Source organism: Streptomyces virginiae (assembly GCF_041432505.1).
Classification (GTDB): Bacteria; Actinomycetota; Actinomycetes; order Streptomycetales; family Streptomycetaceae; genus Streptomyces; species Streptomyces virginiae_A.
Window position 1 is genome coordinate 1,528,081 of record NZ_CP107871.1, and the last position, 20,281, is coordinate 1,548,361.

Below are 20,281 nucleotides of genomic sequence, written 5' to 3' on the forward strand. Positions count from 1 at the left end.
GACCCGGGGGACCGATGGGAGCGGATCAGCGCTCGGCGTCACCTGCGCGGGTCATTGCGCCCGCCCCGCGGTCCCCCGGTCCAGAACGGCCGAGACCGCCGCCAGCAGCCTGTCCCCCGCGCGGTCGACGCTGCCGTTCTGCGCGCTGACCTGGGCACCTTCCAAGAGGAAGGTGATCTCCGCGGAGACGTCGTCGGGCAGCTGCGCACCCGCCCGCTCGCACATGGACGTCAGGCGATGCCGTTGGCGGGCCTTGTGGTTCGCGATCAGCCGACGGGCGGGATGGTCGGGGTCGGACAGGCCGGCGATGGAGTTCACGAAGGGGCAGCCCCTTCGGGCGATGTCCGGTAGTCCGTCGGCGACGAACCGTGCCACGGCGAGCACCTGGGCCCGGCCGTCGTCCGCGTGCTCGGCCTCCACCCGGTCGAAGGCGGTGGTGTACTCCGCCGCGACGATCCGCAGCCACTCCTCGATCAGTGCGTCCTTGGTGGCGAAGTGCCGGTAGAGCGCCATCTTCGTGGTGTTCGCCCGCTCGGCGATGGCCTGGACCCCGACCGCCCTGACGCCCTCGACGAGGAAGAGTTCCTCGGCCGCGTCGAGGATGCGCTCGCGCGGTGGGAGGCGGGCGACCCTCGAGTCCCGCCCCGGTCTCGGAGTGCTGCTCGTCATGGTGTGCCTCGCTTCGGTCGCGCCGGTCGGCGTCTCCCGACCCATGCTACGTTACCGATCACTCCCACACGATACCGATCGGTATCGTGTGGGACCGATCGGCACGTCAGGGAGAACGTCATGGAATTGCACGAATACACCCGGTACGACGCGGTGGGCCTGGCCGGGCTGGTGGCTCGGGGAGAGGTGACCGCGGCCGAACTCACCTCCGCCGCGCGGGCCGCGACGGCGGCCGTCAACCCGCGGATCAACGCCGTCGTGGAGAGCTGGCCCGCCGAGGACACCCCGACCCCGGGCAGCACCCCCCTCGCCGGCGTGCCGTTCCTCATCAAGGACCTGGCCGTGTCCATGCGGGGCAAGCGCGTCGAGCTGGGCAGTCGCCTCGCCGCCGGCAACGTGGCCGGGGCCGACTCCTTCCTGATGCGGCGGTTCCGCCGGGCCGGCCTGGTGACGCTGGGCCGCACGGCCACGCCCGAATTCGCCTACAGCACCACCACGGAGCCGGTCCTGTACGGCGCCACCCGCAACCCTTGGGACCCCACCCGGACCGCGGGTGGCTCCAGCGGCGGCGCCGCCGCGGCCGTCGCCGCCGGCATCACGCCCCTCGCGCACGCCACCGACGCGGCGGGATCGATCCGGGTGCCGGCCGCCGCTACCGGCCTGTTCGGACTCAAGCCCACCCGGGGCCGGGTCTCGCTCGGCCCGGACGCCGACGAGGTGTTCAACGGCCTCGCGGTGCACGGCGGGCTCAGTCGGACGGTCCGGGACAGCGCGGCGCTGCTCGACGCGATCCAGGGCGCGGAGAGCGGCGACCCCTACGCCGCGCAGCGCCCACGGCGCCCGTACCTGGAAGAGATCGCCCAGGAGCCCGGCCGGCTGCGCGTCGGCCTGGTGACCACGCCGTGGAGCGGGCGCGCCGTGGAGCCGGCCGTACGGGAGGCCACCCTGGCCGCCGCCCGCCTGCTGGAATCACTCGGCCACCGGGTCGACGTCACCCCCGTGGATCTCGGGGTGGGCTGGGAGGAGTTCGTCCTCGCCAACGCCCGGCTGTTCACCGCGAACCTGGTGACGTGGATCGACGGCTTCGCCGCGGCCTTCGGTCGCCCCGTGGACGAGTCGACCGTCGAGCCCGAGACGCTCGCGAGCTACGCCTGGGGACGCACCGTGAGCGGCCCGGAGTTCGTGCACGCCCTCGACGTACGCAACCGGGTCGCCCGCTCGATCGGGGCCCACTTCGAGACCCAGGACCTGGTGCTGACGCCCACCCTGCCCGAGATACCGCTGCCCCTGGGCACCTACGGCCACGGCGCGGAAGGCGCCGACGGGCTCGGGCTGTTGGAGCACCTGTTCCACCGCGCGCCGTTCACCGCCGCCTTCAACGTCGCCGGTACGCCCGCGATGTCGGTGCCCCTGGCGTCCGACCCGGCTTCCGGCCTGCCGATCGGCCTCCAGTTCGCCGCGGGCCACGGACGCGAGGACACGCTGTTCCGGCTCGCCGCGCAATTGGAGCGGGCCGCCCCCTGGGCGGACCGCAGGCCTCCCGTGTGGGCGGGCGCGGCCCGTCCCGCCTGACGCGAGCCGCCCGCCGCGGGGAGTGCCCGGCGGCGGGCGGTTCGCGGGTCAGCTGTCGCGCACCGCGACGATGCCGTTGAAGACACCGACGTACGCGGTGCCGTCGGGGCCGAGGGTGATCGGGGCCCAGTTGTTGTCGTAGAGCGGGCCGGTGCCGGTCAGCTGCCGCCAGCGGCGCTCGCCCGTGCGGAAGTCCACGGCCGTGAGGTACCAGGCATCGATGCCCCAGACATTGGGCTCCTTCTCGTAGAAGTAGAGCAGCCCGTTCGCGGTGGAGAGCTTGGGGACCACGGAGGGAGCGCGGATCGCGCTCTCCCAGACCGTGTCGCAGCCGCTGCCGTCGGCGCGTACGTCGATGCGGGCCACTCCGCCCACGACGGACTTGCCCAGCAGCAGGGTGGTGGGGTTCTCGTAGCCGTAGTTGTTCTCGACGACGATGCTGTTGCCCCAGGTGATGAGGGAGTTGTCGGTGGTGGAGGCGCCGGAGCCGAACACCGGCACCTTGCAGACCAGTCGCCGGTCGGCGGGCACGTCCACGCCCCGCTTGTAGACCAGGACGTTCATCCGGTCGTCGGCGTTGTCGGTGATGGCGACGTAGTTCTGGCCGAAGAGGTCCGGGGTGGTGCCCGAGCCCTGGTTGACGGAGCCGGGCTTGGACGCCGTGCCACGGTCGTACGTCTGACGCCACTGCACCTCGGGGGTGCCGTCGGCGCCGGCCCGGAAACTGTAGAGCGCGTGGTCGGAGACGATGGAGACTCCGTCCTCGGCGACCGAGAAGGAGTTCTGGATCTCCTCGCCCGGCAGTCGGACGGAGCGGATCCGGTCGGTCGTCGGGTCCACCGTGCCGACCCGGCCCTGGCGGGTGACCCACCAGATCCGGCCGTCCCAGTCGGGCATCACGGAGGTGACGGGGTCGCAGGTGCCGCTGGGCCACAGGTTGGTCCAGGTCACGCAGTCGTGGGGGACCTGCGCGGTGAGGTCCCAGTCGTCGTCGACCGTGAACTTCCAGCTCCCGTCGGGGTTCTGGGAGTGGGCCAGGCGCAGGATGTGCTGGCGGGAGTCGGCCAGCACGGCCCGGTCCTGGTCGTCCAGGTAGAAGTAGGCGCCGCCCGAGGTGTCCTTGAAGATCTTCGCGAAGTCGAGCGAGGTGATCGCCTCGACCGTCGAGGAGCGCTGCGGGAGCTGGTATTCCGCGAGCGTGGCGAGCGTACGGGGCTCGAGGAGCTTGACCTTGAAGCCGGAGAAGGTGCCGCACACCGTGACGAGCCGGCCGGCCGAGTCGAAGGTCGCGGTGGCGCACTCACCGCCGAGGGCGGCGATCTTCTCGCTGGTGACCTTCGGGTTCTTGCCGAGCGGGCCCGACCAGGGGGAGGTGGCGCTGCCCGCCGCGTCGGAGTGCATGCCGCTGCGGCCGTTGGGCGCGAGGAAGGGGTGCTGCGGCGGTGCCTCGCCGGGCAGCGGGGCGGTGGCCGCGGGGCTGCCCTCGTAGTGGGTGACGAGGCGGTGACCGGGGGCCTTGGGTATCTCCTCGGCCTGGGCCGAGGAGCCGCCGTACATCACCGTGAGTGCGGCGACGACGGGCAGCACGGCGCAGTTCAGCGATCTTCGGAGCATCCGGGCTTCCTCCATGTCTCTGTGCGTTGTTGACATTGCGTCTGATGTCGCGCCGCCGCCAGACGCTAGATCGCACCGCACGAGGAGTCCATGGATGGGCCGGATGATTCACGAAGGCGCAACAGTCGATCAAGGATTGAGGCCGGACACCACGTTCGCGGTGGCCGTCAGACCGTTGTGGATGGTCGTGGCCATGCTGCTGCTCGCGAGGTAGAAGCCGAGCAGTGCGCAGACGAGGGCGTGCGAGAACTTGAGCCCGCCGCTGCGCAGGAAGATCCAGGCCAGGATGAGGAGCAGGACGACCACCGAGAGGGAAATCACCATCGAAACCTCCTTACTCGCCGCCATGGTGGCGTAGGAGGGGGTGCCTTCGGGCGAAAGACGTGTCCGCCGTACGGGTGTTGACCGTCCGTGACGGGCGGTCGGTCCTTGACGATCTCGCCGCGGACCGGTCGGCGCCGGCGCGGCACGGCCGAGGATCGTGGAGATGCCGCCGCCTTCCGGAACAGATGGACACGAACCCGGGCACGCCATGGGCCTCCGGGCGCAGGGGTCTTGTCGGGCTCCCGCCCGCCGTGCCATATATGTCTAGACCAATAAGGAGCCAAGGAAGCCGAGGAAGGCACCCCCGTGCGACGCAGCGCCCCCACGCTCGCCCTCTGCCTGGCCGTCGCAGGCCTCACCGGCCTCACGGCCTGCACCACTCCCGACACCCGACCCCCGCCCGCCCCCGCCGGCCTGACCGCCCAGGCCGGCAGCGCCACCAGCGTGCACGTCATGTGGAACGCGGCCGCCGACCGGGACGGGGTGACCGGCTACCAGGTCTTCGAGGCCGACCGTCTGGTCCGTGAACTCCCCGCCGAGAAGACCATGGTGGACATCACCGGCCTCGCCCCGCAGACCGGTTACGCCTTCACGGTCCGGGCCGAGGACGCCGCCGGCAACCTCTCCGACCCCGCCCCGGTCACCCGGGTGACCACGCCCGCCGCCAAGGCCGAGGACCGCACGGCTCCCACTCCCCCGGCCGCCACCACCGCCCGGGCGACCGGACCTCGGTCCGCCCGGGTGACCTGGACGGCGGCGACCGACGACACCGGCGTCACGGCCTACGACATCTACCAGGGCGGCGTCCGCATCCACACCGCCGGCCCCGGCGAGAGCGCCACGACCCTGGACATCCTCCGGCCCGACACCGTCTACACCTTCACCGTCCGGGCCCGCGACGGGGCGGACAACTCCTCCCCCGACGGCCCGGCGGTGGACGTGACGACCCCACCCGCATCCGGCGACGGCCCGGGCACCGCCCCCGCCGCATTCGCCGCGACCGCCTCCCCCGGCACCGTCACCCTGACCTGGACCGCCCCGGACACCGGCGGTGAGACCACCGAGTACGAGCTGTACGTCAACGGACGGCCCACCACCGTCATCCAGTTCGGAGCGGGTGCGGTGCCCAGCGGCCGGGCGGAGCACCGGATCACGGTGGCCGAGCCCGCCGGCACGGTGTGGGCCGTGAAACTGCGGGCCAGACTGCCCGACGGCAACTGGGGATCCTTCTCCGCGGAGCGACGGATCACACTCGTCGCGTGAAAGAGGACACCGATCCGGCTCGAACGGCGCGGCCGCCCGGGAAGATCGCGCACAATACATCCGTGTTCGGTGAGTATTCGTTCCATGACAATCAGGCAGACTCCGCGGACGGCGATCCCGGACCGGCCCCCTGCCCGGCGCCCGGCAACCTCCCCCCGGAGCCTGCGAGTTTCATCGGTCGGGAGCAGGAACTCCAGCTGCTCGAAGGCCTGTTGCGCGAACGAAGACTGGTCACGCTCACGGGCGTGGGGGGCGTCGGGAAGTCGCGGCTCGCCCTACGCGCCGTCGCCGCCGCCCGCCAGGCCCGCCCCGACGGAGTCTGGTGGGCGGAGCTGTCCCCGCTGCGCGACCCGAGCCTGCTCACGGCCACCGTCGCCCACACGGTCGGCCTCGCCGACCACTCCCCGCGCCCTCCCGACGAGGAGCTGTGCGCGTGGATGGCCGACAAGGAGCTGCTCCTGGTGTTGGACACCTGTGAGCACCTCGTGGCCGACTGCCGCCACCTGGTCGGCGAACTCCTGCAGTCCGCACCCGGGTTGACGATCCTGGTCACCTCCCGCGAGCCGCTCGGCATGCCGACCGAGGAGGTCGTCGAGGTCCGGCCGCTGCCCTGCGAAGGGGCCGACAGCGACGCCCTCGCCCTGTTCCGGGCCCGCGCCCTGGCCGCGACCCCGGGAGCGGCGGCCGTCTTCGCCGACCCCGCGCGGACCTCGGTGGCCGCCGAGGTGTGCCGACGCCTGGACGGCATCCCGCTCGCGCTGGAACTCGCGGGCGCCCGCATGCGGTTGTGGACGCTGGAGCACATGGCCGAGCGGATCGGGGAACGCTTCGAGGTGCTGTCCGACGCCCGGGCGGCCGCGTTGCCGCGCCGGCACCAGACGATGCGCACCACGATCGGCTGGAGCCACGAACTGTGCGAGCCCCTGGAACGGCTGCTGTGGGCCCGACTCTCGGTCTTCACCGGTGACTTCGACATCGCGGCGGCGCGCGCCGTCTGCTCGGGCGGGCCGCTGCCGGCCGCCCGGGTGGAGCGCGTGCTGGCGGGCCTCGCCGCCAAGTCCGTGGTGCTGCGCATCGAGGAACGCGGGACCGGGCCCCGCTATCGGATGCTGGACACGATCCGCGAGTACGGGCAGGACTGGCTGGGCGAGCTCGGCGAGGTGGAGATCGTCACCGACCGGCACGCCCACTGGTACGCGGCGCTCTCGCAGGCCGCCGACCGTGGGTGGCTGGGCCCGGGGCAGGTGGACTGGTACCGCAGGATCACCGCCGAGCACGCGCAGCTGCGTACCGCCCTGGAACACCTGATCGCCGCCGACCCGACGGCGGCGTTGGAGATGGCCGGGGCGCTGTGGTTCTACTGGTTCGCGTGCGGGCACGTGCACGAGGGCCGCGGCTTCCTGGAACGGGCCCTGCGGGCCGCTCCGCGTTCGGGGGCCGCCTACAACCAGGCCGTGTGGGCCCTCGGGCTCACCGCGCTGCTCCAGGGCGACATGGACGCGGCCCAGCAGCTCGGCGGCGAGTGTACGCGCGACGCGGCCCACCTCGCGGACCCGGAGCGGGAGCTGCGCGCGGGCTACCTGCACGCGGTCTCCGTCCTCATGCCCGGCGATCCCGTACGGGCCCTGCGGCTGGCCGGCCCCCGGGCCCGGGCGGGACACGGCGGACGCACCAGCGGAGCGGGCTGGCTCCTGTGCAAGCTGGCCACCGGCTACGCCCTGTGCGACCTGCGGCGTTTCGAGGAGGCGACCGAGGAGGCGCGGTCCCTGCGGGAGTCCTGCGTGGAGCTGGGCGAGCGCTGGCTGCGGGCGTACGCGGACTACATCCTGGCCGTGGCCGCGCTGGGCCTGGGGGACCACGGGGAGGCCGCCCGGCACGTACGGGCCATGCTCTCGGGGAAACGGCTGCTCGGCGACCGCTTCGGCATCGCGCTCGGCCTGGACCTGCTGGCCGCGGCGGTGGCCGGGCTGGGCGACGGGGAACTCGCGGCGCGGCTGCTGGGCACCGGGCACGCCTGGTGGCGCACGGTGGGCCGGCCGCAGATGGGCTCGCCCTCACTGACGGCCCTACGGGACCAGGGCGAGCGGCAGGCCCGCGCGGCGATCGGGGACGCCGCCTACGAGACGGCGTTCCTGGGCGGCGCGGCGGCGCCCACCGGCTGAGTCTCGGCCGGTGGGACCGGGGTACGGCCTAAATCCTGGGCTCCCGTCAGTACGGGAGGGGTCTGCCCGACGGTGTGCGCAGGTCCAGGTCTCGGGGGGCGGGCTTCGGGACGGGCTTACGGATCAGCTGCTGGCGCATGCTGCCTCCTCGCTCAGACCAGGGCCGGGCGGCGGGGTTCCACCGTGCGGCTGTCGGGGAGCAGTTCACCGGTGTCGTCGAACATCACGACTCCGTTGCACAGCAGGCTCCAGCCCTGTTCGGGGTGAGAGGCCACAATGCGGGCGGCGTCGTGATCGGCGCTGTCGGCGGTAGGGCAGGGTGGCTGGTGGGAGCACATGGCGCACCTCCTCGCGAAGTGGGGCGGGAGCGCCGGTGGTCACCCGGTCGAATCCGCGATCCACGGTGGCGGTGAGTATTACTGATCGCCGCCCCCGGACGGAACCCATATTCGCCGTCCAGTTCACGGTGTGTATGCCCGATTACGATGCGCTCATGCCCGCTATCCGGATCATTCACCGCACGTCTTTTCCGCCGGTCGAGGCGTGGTCGATGCTCACGGACTGGGAGCGCCACGGCGCACAGGTCCCGCTCACCCGGACGATCATCGAGACGCCGCCGCCCACCCATGTCGGAACGATCTTCACGGCACGTACGGGCGTGAGCAGGATCACATTCGACGACCGCATGGAAGTCGTCGTGTGGCGACCCCCCGTGGAGGGTTTGTCAGGATTGGTTCGACTGGAGAAGCGCGGCCGGACGGTGACGGGCTGGGCGGAGATCGAGATCCGCCCCCTCGCCACGGGCGGCGCGGAGATCCACTGGCGTGAGGAACTGCGCCTACGAGGCCTCCCCCGCGCCCTGGATCCCCTGGTCGCGGCGGCGGGCCGACTCCTCTTCGGTCGGGCCCTCACGCGGCTGCTCCGGCCCTGAGGACGCCACACCTTCCGCCGCATCCCAGCAGGCCGAGCCGCGGGGGTACGGGGCGTTCACCCCGCACCCCGGGGGCCGGCGGCCCCGGCGGCTAGCGGATCGGCATGCCGGAGATCGTGCGGGCGATCACCAGGCGCTGGATCTCGCTGGTGCCCTCGAAGATGGTGTAGATGGCGCTGTCCCGGTGCATGCGCTCGACCGGGTACTCACGGGTGAAGCCGTTGCCACCGAGGATCTGGACCGCCTGGGCGGTGACCTTCTGGGCGACCTCGCTCGCGAAGAGCTTGGACATCGAGCCCTCCGCCGACTCGAACGGGCGGCCCGCCACCGCCATCCAGGACGCCCGCCACACCAGCAGTCGGGCCGCGTCGATCTGCGTCCGCATGTCGGCGAGCTGGAAGGCCACGCCCTGGTTGTCGATGATCGGGCGGCCGAACTGCGTACGGGTCTTCGCGTAGTCGAGGGCCACCTCGTACGCCGCGCGCGCGGTGCCGACGGCCATCGCGCCGACCGCCGGCCGGGAGGCCTCGAAAGTGGCCATGGCCGCGTTCTTCACCCGCTCGCCGCCGCCGCTGCGCGCGCGCTCGTGGGCCCGCGCGAGGCGCTCGTCCAGCTTCTCCTTGCCGCCGAGCAGGCAGGAGCCGGGGATCCGTACGTCCTCCAGCACCACCTCGGCGGTGTGCGAGGCGCGGATGCCGTGCTTCTTGAACTTCTGCCCCTGGGACAGGCCGGGAGTGTTCGGCGGGACGATGAAGGAGGCGTGCCCCTTGGTCCCCAGCGCCGGGTCGACGACCGCGACGACGATGTGGACGTTGGCGATACCGCCGTTCGTCGCCCAGGTCTTGGTGCCGTTGAGCACCCACTCGTCCTTGGCCTGGTCGTAGACCGCCCGGGTGCGCATCGAGCCGACGTCGGAGCCGGCGTCCGGCTCGGAGGAGCAGAAGGCGGCGACCTTGACGTCGTCGGGGGTGCCGTACATCTGCGGGATCCAGGTGCCGATCTGCTCCTCGGTGCCGTTGGCGACGACGCCGATGGCCGCGAGTCCGGTGCCGACGATCGACAGCGCGATGCCCGCGTCACCCCAGAAGAGCTCCTCCATGGCCATCGGGATACCGAGGCCCGTCGGGTCGAAGAACTGCTGGGCGTAGAAGTCCAGCGAGTAGATGCCGACCTTGGCGGCCTCCTGGATGACGGGCCACGGAGTCTCTTCGCGCTCGTCCCATTCCGCGGCGGCGGGGCGCATCACATCGGCGGCGAAGCCGTGGATCCAGTCCCGCACCTGCTTCTGGTCGTCGTTCAGCTCCATGGTGAACTCCGCCATGTCCCCTCCACCTGTCTGTACTCGTCCCTGCGGAAGTTACTAGCGGTAACCTACGCGAAGGCCACAGTCTGTTACCGACGAGTAAGCACTGTCAAGCACCGCCCGCACCGGCCCTGACGCCGGACGGGATCACCGCCGATTCGAACGACAAGGTGTGCGGGGTGTTACGTTGCGTGGGCGTCACGCACATCGCAAGGGCGGGGAGAGAAACACGTCATGGAGACCACTCAGCAGGCCGGTGAGCCGGGAGCGGCCGAACGCCGCCGCCGGGAGCTGCTCGAAGCCGCCGACCGGGTCGTGCTCAGGGACGGCCCCAAGGCCTCCATGAACGCGATCGCGGCGGAGGCCGGCATCACCAAGCCCATCCTCTACCGGCACTTCGGGGACAAGGCGGGCCTCTACCAGGCCCTCGCCGTCCGGCACACCGACGCACTGCTCGACTCGCTACGGGCCGCGCTCGACGCCCCCGCCGAGCGGCGCCGCCGGGTGGAGTCGACCCTCGACACCTACCTCGCCGCCATCGAGGCCCGCCCGCAGGTCTACCGCTTCCTCATGCACCCCGCCGAGGACTCCCACACCGCGGAACGCGGCTTCGACGTCGGCCTGCACTCGGCCCCGCTGCTGCGCCGGCTCGGCGAGGAACTGGCCGAGGTGATCGGTGAACGGGTGGACCTCGGCCCGGGGGGCGAACGCCTCGCCCGGATCTGGGGACACGGCATCGTCGGCATGATGCACGCGGCCGGCGACTGGTGGCTGGGCGAACGCCCCTGCGAGCGCGCGGACCTGGTCGCGGGCCTCACCGACCTCCTCTGGGGCCGCCTGGCCACCGCCGGCAACCGCGCGGACGGCCCGGGCTTCTAGCCCGACCCAGCCCCGCCGGCACCCCCAGCCTCGCCGACACCCCAGCCTCGCCGGCGTTTGAGGCGCGGGGTCTGGGGCGGAGCCCCAGGGAACCCGGCTCCGCCGGGCACCGGGCTCCGCCCGGACCAGCGCCTCGAACGCCGGCGAGGCTGAGATGAGCCCGGCAAGACCGGAAGGGCTAGTTCTGCTGGGCTCGGGCTCCCCAGGGGGTCTTGCGGATGGCGCGCCGCAGGCGACGGGCTCGCAGGCCCGTCACGCGGTCCGCGTACACCGTCCCGTCGAGGTGGTCGCACTCGTGCTGCAGACACCGCGCGAAGAACCCCGTCCCCGAGATCCGCACTGCCGCCCCGTCCGACGTGACCCCTTCCACCACCGCGTGGTCGAAGCGGGGGGTGCCCGCCTCCAGCCCCGGCAGGGACAGGCACCCCTCCGGCCCCAGGAACTCGTCCCCGTCGGCCGTCACCAACCGCGGGTTGACGATGTGCCCGACGTGGCGGACGTCCTCGTCGTCGGGGCAGTCGTAGACGAACACCCGCTGCCCGACGCCGATCTGGTTCGCGGCGAGCCCGACGCCCTCGGCGGCGTACATCGTGGCGAACATGTCCTCGATGAGCCGGTCGAGTTCCGGGCCGAATTCGGTGACTTCCGCGCACGCGGAACGGAGCACCGGATCACCCAGCAGGCTCATGGTGCGGACGAGGCCGGTGGTACCGGGGATGGGGCGCTGTCGCATGGCGGTAAGCCTACGACGGGCGACTATATGAGGAGATCCGCGGCGGGGCGGGGGCGCCGCGGTCAAGGCCGCGGCAGGTACTGGATAGGCTGGGGCCGACCGACGCAAGGAGGACAAGGGACGATGGCAGGCAACACGGAGCCGCTTTCGCCGCGGGCCAAGCTGGCCGTGACGGCGGGCAAGGCCGCGGCGGCGGTGTCGCGGGCCGCGGGACGCGGAAGCGGATCGGTGATCGGTGGCAAGGTCGCACTCAGGCTCGACCCCGATCTTCTCGGCGCGCTGGCGCAACATCTCGATGTCGTCCTCGTCTCCGCGACGAACGGCAAGACCACGACGACCCGACTGATCGCGGAGGCCCTGCGGGCCAGCGGTCCGGTCGTCTCCAACGCCCTCGGCGCCAACATGCCGGCCGGCATCACCTCAGCGCTGGCGGGTGGCTCGGACGCCAAGTACGGCGTCATCGAGGTGGACGAGAAGTACCTGGCCGGAGTGGCCCGGGACGTCACCCCCAAGGTGATCGCCCTGCTCAACCTCTCCCGCGACCAGCTGGACCGCGCCGCCGAGACCCGCATGCTCGCGGAGAAGTGGCGCGAGGGGCTGCAGGGGTCCAAGGCGGTCATCGTCGCCAACTGCGACGACCCGCTGATCGTGTGGTCCGCGTCCTCCTCGCAGAACGTGGTGTGGGTCGCGGCCGGCCAGGAGTGGAAGGACGACGCCTGGTCGTGCCCCTCCTGCGGTGGCGTCATGCAGCGCCCCGGCGACGACTGGTTCTGCGGCGAGTGCGGATTCCGGCGCCCGACCCCGACCTGGGTGCTCTCCGGCGACCACGTCCTGGACCCGCACGGCTCGGCCTGGCCGATCCACCTCCAGCTGCCCGGCCGGGCCAACAAGGCCAACGCCGCCACCTCGGCCGCCGTGGCAGCCGTCTTCGGCGTCCCGCCGCAGGTCGCGCTGGAGCGGATGTACCAGGTGCAGGCCGTCGCCGGCCGCTACGACGTGGTGAACTTCCAGGGCCGTGAGCTGCGGCTGCTGCTCGCGAAGAACCCGGCGGGCTGGCTCGAAACGTTTTCGCTGATCGATCCCCCGCCGACCCCGGTGATCCTCTCGGTGAACGCGCGCGGCGCCGACGGCACCGACACCTCCTGGCTGTGGGACGTGGACTACCCGCGGCTGGCCGGTCACCCGATCTTCGTGATCGGTGACCGCAAGCTGGACCTCGCGGTCCGCCTCGAGGTCGCGGGCCTGGAGTTCCGGGTGTGCGACACCCTCGACGAGGCCGTGCAGCTCGCGCCGCCCGGACAGATCGAGCTGATCGCCAACTACACCGCCTTCCAGGACGTGCGCCGCCGCGTCGGCAACTAGTACCCATAAAGGACAAGAGCATGAGCGACAACAGCCTGCGTCTGGTGTGGGTCTACCCGGACCTGCTGAGCACCTACGGAGACCAGGGCAACGCCCTCGTGGTGGAACGCCGGGCGCGCCAGCGCGGCCTGGACGTGCAGCGCGTGGACGTGCGCAGCGACCAGCCGATCCCCACCTCGGGCGACATCTACCTGATCGGCGGGGGCGAGGACCGGCCGCAGCGGCTGGCCGCGGAGCGCCTGCTGCGTGACGGCGGTCTGGAGCGCGCCGTCTCCAACGGCGCGATCGTCTTCTCCGTCTGCGCCGGGTACCAGATCCTCGGCAAGGAATTCGTCAACGACCAGGGACAGCGCCAGGAGGGCCTCGGCCTGCTGGACGTGGTCACGGTGCGCGGTGAGGGCGAGCGGTGCGTCGGCGACGTCCTCGCGGACATCGACCCGCGCCTGAACCTGCCGCAGCTGACGGGCTTCGAGAACCACCAGGGCGTGACCCACCTCGGCCCGACGGCCAAGCCGTTCGCCCGGGTGAGCATGGGCCGTGGCAACGGCACCGGTGACGGCACCGAAGGCGCGTACAACGACACGGTGTTCGGCACGTACATGCACGGTCCCGTGATGGCCCGCAACCCGCAGATCGCGGACCTGCTGCTGAAGCTGGCCCTCGATGTGAACGCGCTGCCGGCCATAGACGACCGGTGGTACGAGGCGCTGCGCGCGGAGCGCATCGCCACCGCGACGCAGCCCGCGTAGCAGCCCGTTCAGCGCCCTGTCGAGCGCTCATCGGGGCGGCCTCCTCATCATGTGTTCGGCCCGGTTTTCCCTAGGGGGAACCGGGCCGACGTCGTTTCGTACGACGAGTGCGACCAGCATGTGGAGGATGGTTCAGTCCACCTCTCCACCGCTTGTAGGGTGGCCGTAGTTCCAACCGGACGACGTGGTCCGGTCGTCGGCCCACGTTGCAAAGGTCCGTTCCTGCCATGCGCATAGGTGTGCTCACTTCCGGTGGCGACTGCCCCGGTCTCAACGCCGTCATCCGCTCCGTCGTGCACCGCGCCGTGGTCGACCACGGCGATGAGGTGATCGGCTTCCTCGACGGCTGGAAGGGCCTGCTGGAGGCGGACTACCGCAAGCTCGACCTCGACGCCGTCGGCGGCATCCTCGCCCGCGGCGGCACCATCCTCGGCTCCTCCCGGGTCCAGCCCGCGCACCTGCGCGACGGTGTGGAGCGCGCCCGCGGCCACGTCGCGGACCTCGGCCTCGACGCGATCATCCCGATCGGCGGCGAGGGCACCCTGAAGGCCGCGCACCTGCTCTCCGAGGCCGGCCTGCCGATCGTCGGGGTCCCGAAGACCATCGACAACGACATCGCCTCCACCGACGTCACCTTCGGCTTCGACACCGCCGTCGGGGTCGCCACGGAGGCGCTCGACCGGCTGAAGACCACCGCCGAGTCCCACCAGCGCGTGATGGTCGTGGAGGTCATGGGCCGCCACACCGGCTGGATCGCCCTGCACTCCGGCATGGCGGCCGGCGCGCACGCGATCGTCGTCCCGGAGCGCCCCTTCGACATCGACGAGCTGACGGAGATCGTCGGCGAGCGGTTCTCCGCGGGCAAGCGGTTCGCGATCGTCGTGGTGGCCGAGGGTGCCAAGCCCAAGCCCGGCTCGATGGACTTCGAGGAGCGCGGCAAGGACATCTACGGCCACGAGCGGTTCGCCGGCATCGGCAACCGGCTCGCCGTGGAGCTGGAGAACCGCCTGGGCAAGGAGGCCCGGCCGGTGATCCTGGGCCACGTCCAGCGTGGCGGCACGCCCACCGCGTACGACCGGGTCCTGGCCACCCGCTTCGGCTGGCACGCCGTGGAGGCCGCGCACCGCGGCGAGTTCGGCATGCTGACCGCGCTGCGCGGCACCGACATCGTGATGGTGCCGCTGTCGGAGGCGACCTCGACCCTCAAGACGGTGCCGGCCGAGCGGTACGACGAGGCGCAGACCGTTCTGTGACGTCCCCTTCCGTGACGCCCCTTTTGTGACAGGCCGCCCCCGCGCGCACGAGCGCTCGGGGGCGGCACTACTGTGGTGGGGCATCACGGTCAAGGGAGTGAACAGATGGATCACAGCGGGCACGGCATGGACATGCACATGGACATGGACCTGCCGCCGTTCACTCTCGGGCGCGGGCTGGAGTTCTCCTTCGACGCCTTCTTCCTGATCGGCTCGTTGGTCGGGCTCGCCCTGTACGGGTGGGGCGTGCTGCGGTTGCGCCGGCGCGGGGACTCCTGGCCGCTGGGCCGGACCATCGCCTTCACCGTGGGCGTGCTCACCGTGATCCTCGTGATGTGCACCAAGCTGAACGACTACGGCATGGTCATGTTCAGCGTGCACATGGTGCAGCACATGGTGATCAGCATGATCACCCCGATCCTGGTGCTGCTGGGCGCCCCGGTGACGCTGGCGCTGCGCGCGCTGCCGCCCGCCGCCCGCGGTCACAAGGGGCCGCGCGAGCTGCTGCTGATGCTGCTGCACAGTCGGTACATGAAGGTGATCACGCACCCGGCCTTCACGATCCCGATGTTCATCGCGAGCCTCTACGCCCTGTACTTCACCCCGCTCTTCGACTTCCTGATGGGGAGCCGGACCGGGCACATCGCGATGATGGTGCACTTCCTCGCCGTCGGCCTGATCTTCTTCTGGCCGATCATGGGCATCGACCCGGGCCCGCACCGGCCGGGCTACGTGATGCGGATGCTGGAGCTGTTCGCGGGCATGCCCTTCCACGCCTTCTTCGGCATCGCCTTGATGATGGCGAGCCAGCCGATGATCAAGACGTACGAGAACCCGCCGGCGTCCCTCGGCATCGACCCGCTGCTCGACCAGCAGTGGGGCGGCGGCATCGCCTGGGCCTTCAGCGAGATCCCCTCGGTCCTGGTCCTGATCGCCCTCGTCTACCAGTGGTACCACTCCGAGCAGCGGGCCGCGCGACGGTCCGACCGGGCCGAGGACCGCAGCGGTGACAAGGAGCTGGCGGCGTACAACGCGTATCTCGCGTCGCTCCAAGCGCGTGGCCAGTAGCGCGACACCGCCTTCGCGCGCCACCATGGGGCATGACCGGATCCGTTAAGGCGATGTGCGTCATGACCTTCGCCGCTCTGGTGGCCGTCGCCGCGTATTCCGTGGCCCTCGGCAGCAACGGCTGGCTGTGGTTCGGCTGGGTGGTGCTGGGGCTGCTGACCGCCGGGATGGCCGCGACACGCAATGTCTGAGTAAGGTCCCTTCCCGCCCCCTGACGCCCCGCGGCTCACCGTTCGTAAAATGGCGGTGACAACGGGATATCGACAGGAGCGGCCTGGTGTTCTACCACTTGCTCAAGCACGTGTTGCTCGGCCCTCTGCTGCGGCTGCTGTTCAGACCTCGGATCGAGGGTCTGGAGAACATCCCCGCCGAAGGGGCCGCCATCGTCGCGGGCAATCACCTGTCCTTCTCCGACCATTTCCTGATGCCCGCGATCCTCAAGCGGCGGATCACCTTCCTGGCGAAGGCCGAGTACTTCACCGGCCCCGGGGTCAAGGGTCGGCTCACCGCGTTCTTCTTCCGCAGCGCCGGGCAGATCCCCGTGGACCGGTCGGGCAAGAACGCCGGACAGGCCGCCCTGCGCGAGGGCCTGGGCGTGCTGGCCAAGGACGAGCTGCTCGGGATCTATCCGGAGGGGACGCGCTCGCACGACGGTCGGCTCTACAAGGGCAAGGTGGGGGTCGCGGCGATGGCTCTGGGCGCCGGGGTACCGGTGATCCCCTGCGCGATGGTCGGCACCTTCGAGATCCAGCCGCCCGGAAAGAAGCTCCCGAAGATCCGGCGGGTGACGATCCGCTTCGGCGAGCCGATGAAGTTCTCCCGGTACGCCGGGATGGAGGGCGAGCGCGCCGTCCTGCGGGCGGTCACCGACGAGATCATGTACGCGATCCTCGGACTGTCCGGCCAGGAGTACGTCGACCGGTACGCGGCCGAGGTGAAGGCCGAGGAGGAGGAACAGCGGAAGAAGGCCCGGCGCACCGCGCGCTGAGCCTTCTCCCGCTCGTCGAATCGCTACCGCCGGTCCTTACCGGACGGCGGGGAGCTCCTCCGGCGCCGGGAGGACCGAGGACTCGGCCGGGGCGTCGGACGACAGGGACTTCGCCGCGGCCGGGGCCGGGGCCACGGGGGTGGCGTGCGGGGCGCACGTCACGTCCTTGGCGTCGACCTTGCCGGTGAGCAGGTAGCTGTCCACCCGGGTGTTGATGCAGGGGTTCACCAGGCTGGTGACACCGTGCGAGCCGGCGCTCTTCTCGGTGATCAGACGCGAACCGGCGAGGCGGCGGTGCAGCTCGACCGCACCCTTGTACGGCGTGGCCGCGTCCCGCTCGGACTGGACGATCAGTACGGGCGGCAGCCCGTGCTTGGCGCCGACGGCGATCGGGGTGCTCTGCTTGGCCTTCCAGGTCGCGCAGGGCAGGTTCATCCACGCGTTGGACCAGGTCAGGAACGGGTACTTCTGGTGCAGCTTGGTGTTGTCCCGGTCCCACTTGGACCAGCTGGTGGGCCACTTCGCGTCGGCGCACTCGACGGCCGTGTAGACGGCGTTGCTGTTCTCGGAGGCCGCGTTGCCCTTGGTGTCCGTCATGTCCGGGGCGATGGCGTCGATCAGCGCCTGCTCGTCACCGGCCTCGTACGCGGCCCAGGTCTGGGCGACGGGCACCCAGGAGGAGTCGTAGTACGGGGCGCCCTGGAAGAAGCCGATGAGCTCGGCCGGTCCGACGACCCCGCCGAGCGGGTTGGCCTTGGCCTTGGCGCGCAGCTTCTGGTAGCGGGCCTCGACCTTGGCGCGGGTGTCGCCGAGGTGGAAGACCGCGTCGTTCTTGGCGACCCAGTCCTGCCAGTCGTTCCAGCGCATCTGGAAGGCGACGTCCTGGCCGAGGTTGGCCTCGTACCAGATGTTGTCCTGCGACGGGTCCACCACGCTGTCGACGATCATGCGGCGCACGTGGGTCGGGAAGAGGGTCGCGTAGACCCCGCCCAGGTAGGTGCCGTAGGAGACGCCGAGGTAGTTCAGCTTCTTCTCGCCGAGGCCGGCCCGGATCACGTCGAGGTCGCGCGCGGTGTTCGGCGTGGTCATGTGCGGCAGCATCTCGCCGCTGCGCTCCTTGCAGCCGTCCGCGTACTCGGCGGCGAGCTTGCGCTGGGCGCGCTTGTCGGCCTCGGAGTCCGGGACCGGGTCGGCCTTGGGGGCCTTGACGAACTCCTGCGGGTCGATGCAGGAGATCGGCGCCGAGTGGCCGACACCGCGGGGGTCGAAGCCCACGAAGTCGTAGGCCTTGGAGGTGTTGACCCACAGCGGGCTCTTGGTGGTGACGCGGCGCGGGAAGCGCATGCCGGAGCCGCCGGGGCCGCCGGGGTTGTAGACGAGCGCGCCCTGGCGCTCCTCCTTGGTGCCCGTGCTGCCGATCCGGTCGACGGCGATGTCGATGGTCTTGCCGTACGGCTTCGCGTAGTCGAGCGGAACCTTCACCCAGCCGCACTGGATGGGCTTCTCGAAGCCCCAGTCCGCCGGGCAGTCCTTCCAGTCGATCCCGGCACGGGCGGCGCGGGCGGCGGCGATCTGAACGCCCAGCGCCTCGGGCAGCCTGCCGTCGCTGCCGGCGGAGGCCGCCGCGGCCGGCGGGGCCAGCAGCAGGCTCGCCGCGAGTGTGCCGGTGATCAGTGTGGCGGCGCTCCCCAGCGCCGCGTTGCGTATCACGTGGTTGTTCCCCCTGCGTCAGGTACCGCCGTGGGCGGCCGGGTTGGTCGGGTTCGGTCGTCGGCGTGCAGGGGGATCCTGTCGTCTGATCGGGACCTGGCGACAGGGCCGGATCGACTTCTTTGCCAACCCGATAACCGGAAAGGCGTGTACCGCTGAGCGGTGCCTGATGCGTCCCGCTTTCACCACCCGTACGTTCGGCAGGCCGCGTCGAGCAGTTCGCGCACCCGCAGGGCGTCCCCGGCCAGGACCGTCACCAGGACGGCCGGACCGGCCAGCGGCGTCACCGCCGCGAACTCCCCCAGGACCGCCGCGGCGGGCGCGTCCTCGGCGAAGGCGGGGTCCACGACGAGGAGTTGACCGAGCGCCCGGCGCCCCGCCAGGCCGGCCGGACCGTCCCAACCGCCGGGCGCGCCGGGGCCGCAGGCGAGTTCCTGGTCCAACAGCGGACGCCCCCCGCACTCGACGGCGAGGCGGCTGCGCAGCAGCCCCGGAACCTCCCCGGTGCGGCCGAGCACCTGCTCCTCACGCAGCACCAACCGCGCCGTGGGGGAGATTCGGACCCGGGTGCGCACCCTCAGGTCACTGCCGCGCACCGAGACCAGCGGCTCGGGCAGCCACCGGAGCGCGGCTCCGTCCTCCAGGATGAGGTGGACGTCGTACCGCGCGGGCGCGCCGGTCCGGCCGGGCAGGGCGAGGGTGGCCGCCGCCGAGGCGAGGCGGAGGTGCGCACCGGGGCCGACGGTGGCCTCGACGGTGAGGTGGTCCCCGCCGAGCGGGGCGCTCATCGCGCCGACCAGCATGACCCCGGCCTCGGCCCGCGACGACGAGCGGGTGCGGCGCAGCGCGAGCGGGCCCTCCCCGGCGAGCAGCGGCAGGGCGGTGCCGCCGCGCCCGTCGGCCACGGCGTGGATGCGGGCGGTGGCGCGCAGGCCCGCGGGCGGCGTCGGTGGTGCCTGCGCGATGTCCTCGGTGGTGGCGGCGCTCACCGCGAGGACCAGGCGGCGATCCGCTCGCGCACCCAGGCGGCCACCGGGCCGACCCCTTCGGGGCCGCGCAGCGACTGGAAGGCGACGGGGAGTTCGCCGCGCTGCTCGGCGGCGTCGCGGGCCATCCGGCCGAGGTCGGAGCCGACGTGCGGGGCGAGGTCGGTCTTGTTGACGACGAGCAGGTCTGCGGTGGTGACGCCGGGGCCGCCCTTGCGGGGGATGTCGTCCCCGCCGGCCACGTCGATGACGAAGATCTGGGCGTCGACGAGCCCGCGGGAGAAGGTGGCGGTGAGGTTGTCCCCGCCGGACTCGACGAGGATCAGGTCCAGTCGGCCGTGTTCCCGGAAGGCGTCCTCCAGTTCCTCCACGGCCTCCAGGTTGGCGGAGATGTCGTCGCGGATGGCGGTGTGCGGGCAGGCCCCGGTCTCGACGGCGGCGATCCGCTCGGGCGGCAGCACGGCCTCGCGGAGCAGGAACTCGGCGTCCTCGCGGGTGTAGATGTCGTTGGTCACGACGGCCATGGACAGCTCGGAGCGCAGCGCGCGGCACAGGGCGGCGACGGTGGCGGTCTTGCCGGAGCCGACCGGTCCGCCGAGTCCGATGCGCAGCGCCCGCCGGGTGCCGTCGGGGCGCAGGGGGTCGGCGCCGTGGGTGTGCCGGTGGGGGTAGGTCACGGCGTGGTCGAGGTGCATGGGGGGTGTCTCCTTCGGGA

General features: G+C 71.7%; 20 protein-coding genes. 11 read left to right on the forward strand and 9 right to left on the reverse strand.

The annotated features are described in order from the left end of the window. Positions 1-51 precede the first annotated feature (51 nt). A complete protein-coding gene (locus OG624_RS07075) occupies positions 52-669 on the reverse strand; it encodes a TetR/AcrR family transcriptional regulator (RefSeq protein ID WP_033221068.1) in 618 nt (205 codons plus the stop codon). A gap of 120 nt (positions 670-789) precedes the next feature. On the opposite strand from OG624_RS07075, the gene OG624_RS07080 reads away from it, so the two are divergent. Continuing rightward, positions 790-2,241 carry an amidase gene (locus tag OG624_RS07080; protein WP_371592398.1) on the forward strand — a complete coding sequence of 484 codons (1,452 nt, stop codon included), beginning with the start codon at positions 790-792 and terminating at the stop codon, positions 2,239-2,241. A 48-nt stretch (positions 2,242-2,289) separates the two neighbouring features. Here OG624_RS07080 and OG624_RS07085 read toward each other — a convergent pair whose 3' ends face one another. Together OG624_RS07085 and OG624_RS07090 are read right to left on the reverse strand one after the other, a co-directional pair. Further along, complete coding sequence (locus tag OG624_RS07085; RefSeq protein WP_371592399.1) at positions 2,290-3,855, reverse strand: hypothetical protein; 1,566 nt, start codon at positions 3,853-3,855, stop codon at positions 2,290-2,292. Between the two features lie 129 nt (positions 3,856-3,984). Further along, a complete protein-coding gene (locus OG624_RS07090) occupies positions 3,985-4,179 on the reverse strand; it encodes a hypothetical protein (protein WP_030767888.1) in 195 nt (64 codons plus the stop codon). Positions 4,180-4,485: 306 nt separating this feature from the next. Here OG624_RS07090 and OG624_RS07095 point away from each other — a divergent pair, with 306 nt between their 5' ends. Both OG624_RS07095 and OG624_RS07100 read left to right on the forward strand, forming a co-directional pair. Then, a complete protein-coding gene (locus OG624_RS07095; protein ID WP_371592400.1) occupies positions 4,486-5,442 on the forward strand; it encodes a fibronectin type III domain-containing protein in 957 nt (318 codons plus the stop codon). Positions 5,443-5,504: 62 nt separating this feature from the next. Continuing rightward, positions 5,505-7,604, forward strand: a complete 2,100-nt coding sequence (locus OG624_RS07100; protein WP_371592401.1) for an ATP-binding protein — start codon at positions 5,505-5,507, stop codon at positions 7,602-7,604. 152 nt (positions 7,605-7,756) lie between these two features. On the opposite strand, the gene OG624_RS07105 is transcribed toward OG624_RS07100, so the two are convergent. After that, positions 7,757-7,942: a DUF5999 family protein gene (locus OG624_RS07105; RefSeq protein ID WP_030388211.1), complete on the reverse strand. Its 186-nt coding sequence runs from the start codon at positions 7,940-7,942 to the stop codon at positions 7,757-7,759. Positions 7,943-8,097: 155 nt separating this feature from the next. On the opposite strand from OG624_RS07105, the gene OG624_RS07110 reads away from it, so the two are divergent. Then, a complete protein-coding gene (locus tag OG624_RS07110; RefSeq protein WP_161291408.1) occupies positions 8,098-8,535 on the forward strand; it encodes an SRPBCC family protein in 438 nt (145 codons plus the stop codon). 91 nt (positions 8,536-8,626) lie between these two features. On the opposite strand, the gene OG624_RS07115 is transcribed toward OG624_RS07110, so the two are convergent. Next, entirely contained in the window at positions 8,627-9,856 is a 1,230-nt protein-coding gene (locus tag OG624_RS07115) for an acyl-CoA dehydrogenase family protein (RefSeq protein WP_033220961.1), read from the reverse strand. 216 nt (positions 9,857-10,072) lie between these two features. Here OG624_RS07115 and OG624_RS07120 point away from each other — a divergent pair, with 216 nt between their 5' ends. Then, complete coding sequence (locus OG624_RS07120; RefSeq protein ID WP_033220960.1) at positions 10,073-10,717, forward strand: TetR family transcriptional regulator; 645 nt, start codon at positions 10,073-10,075, stop codon at positions 10,715-10,717. A gap of 178 nt (positions 10,718-10,895) precedes the next feature. Here OG624_RS07120 and def read toward each other — a convergent pair whose 3' ends face one another. Further along, the gene (def, locus tag OG624_RS07125; protein ID WP_033220958.1) at positions 10,896-11,450 is read right to left on the reverse strand and encodes a peptide deformylase; all 555 of its coding nucleotides are present in this window, start codon (positions 11,448-11,450) and stop codon (positions 10,896-10,898) included. A gap of 123 nt (positions 11,451-11,573) precedes the next feature. Here def and OG624_RS07130 point away from each other — a divergent pair, with 123 nt between their 5' ends. From OG624_RS07130 to OG624_RS07155, 6 genes are all read left to right on the forward strand, one after another. Continuing rightward, entirely contained in the window at positions 11,574-12,812 is a 1,239-nt protein-coding gene (locus OG624_RS07130) for a MurT ligase domain-containing protein (RefSeq protein ID WP_030719064.1), read from the forward strand. 20 nt (positions 12,813-12,832) lie between these two features. Beyond that, the gene (locus OG624_RS07135; protein ID WP_033220954.1) at positions 12,833-13,561 is read left to right on the forward strand and encodes a type 1 glutamine amidotransferase; all 729 of its coding nucleotides are present in this window, start codon (positions 12,833-12,835) and stop codon (positions 13,559-13,561) included. A 227-nt stretch (positions 13,562-13,788) separates the two neighbouring features. Beyond that, entirely contained in the window at positions 13,789-14,814 is a 1,026-nt protein-coding gene (locus OG624_RS07140; protein WP_161292904.1) for a 6-phosphofructokinase, read from the forward strand. 105 nt (positions 14,815-14,919) lie between these two features. Then, positions 14,920-15,882, forward strand: coding sequence for a cytochrome c oxidase assembly protein (locus tag OG624_RS07145; protein ID WP_033220950.1), 963 nt, complete (start codon positions 14,920-14,922; stop codon positions 15,880-15,882). A 32-nt stretch (positions 15,883-15,914) separates the two neighbouring features. Next, positions 15,915-16,073, forward strand: a complete 159-nt coding sequence (locus OG624_RS07150) for a hypothetical protein (protein WP_030719054.1) — start codon at positions 15,915-15,917, stop codon at positions 16,071-16,073. An 86-nt stretch (positions 16,074-16,159) separates the two neighbouring features. Continuing rightward, positions 16,160-16,870, forward strand: coding sequence for a lysophospholipid acyltransferase family protein (locus OG624_RS07155; RefSeq protein ID WP_371639230.1), 711 nt, complete (start codon positions 16,160-16,162; stop codon positions 16,868-16,870). A gap of 36 nt (positions 16,871-16,906) precedes the next feature. Here the strand turns inward: OG624_RS07155 and OG624_RS07160 are convergent, their stop codons facing one another. From OG624_RS07160 to ureG, 3 genes are all read right to left on the reverse strand, one after another. After that, positions 16,907-18,580 carry an alpha/beta hydrolase gene (locus OG624_RS07160; RefSeq protein WP_051763304.1) on the reverse strand — a complete coding sequence of 558 codons (1,674 nt, stop codon included), beginning with the start codon at positions 18,578-18,580 and terminating at the stop codon, positions 16,907-16,909. A 182-nt stretch (positions 18,581-18,762) separates the two neighbouring features. After that, the gene (locus OG624_RS07165; RefSeq protein WP_371592403.1) at positions 18,763-19,569 is read right to left on the reverse strand and encodes an urease accessory protein UreD; all 807 of its coding nucleotides are present in this window, start codon (positions 19,567-19,569) and stop codon (positions 18,763-18,765) included. Next, the gene (ureG, locus tag OG624_RS07170; protein WP_033220945.1) at positions 19,566-20,261 is read right to left on the reverse strand and encodes an urease accessory protein UreG; all 696 of its coding nucleotides are present in this window, start codon (positions 20,259-20,261) and stop codon (positions 19,566-19,568) included. Before ureG ends, OG624_RS07165 begins: the two co-directional genes overlap by 4 nt. Between the last annotated feature and the right edge of the window lie 20 nt (positions 20,262-20,281).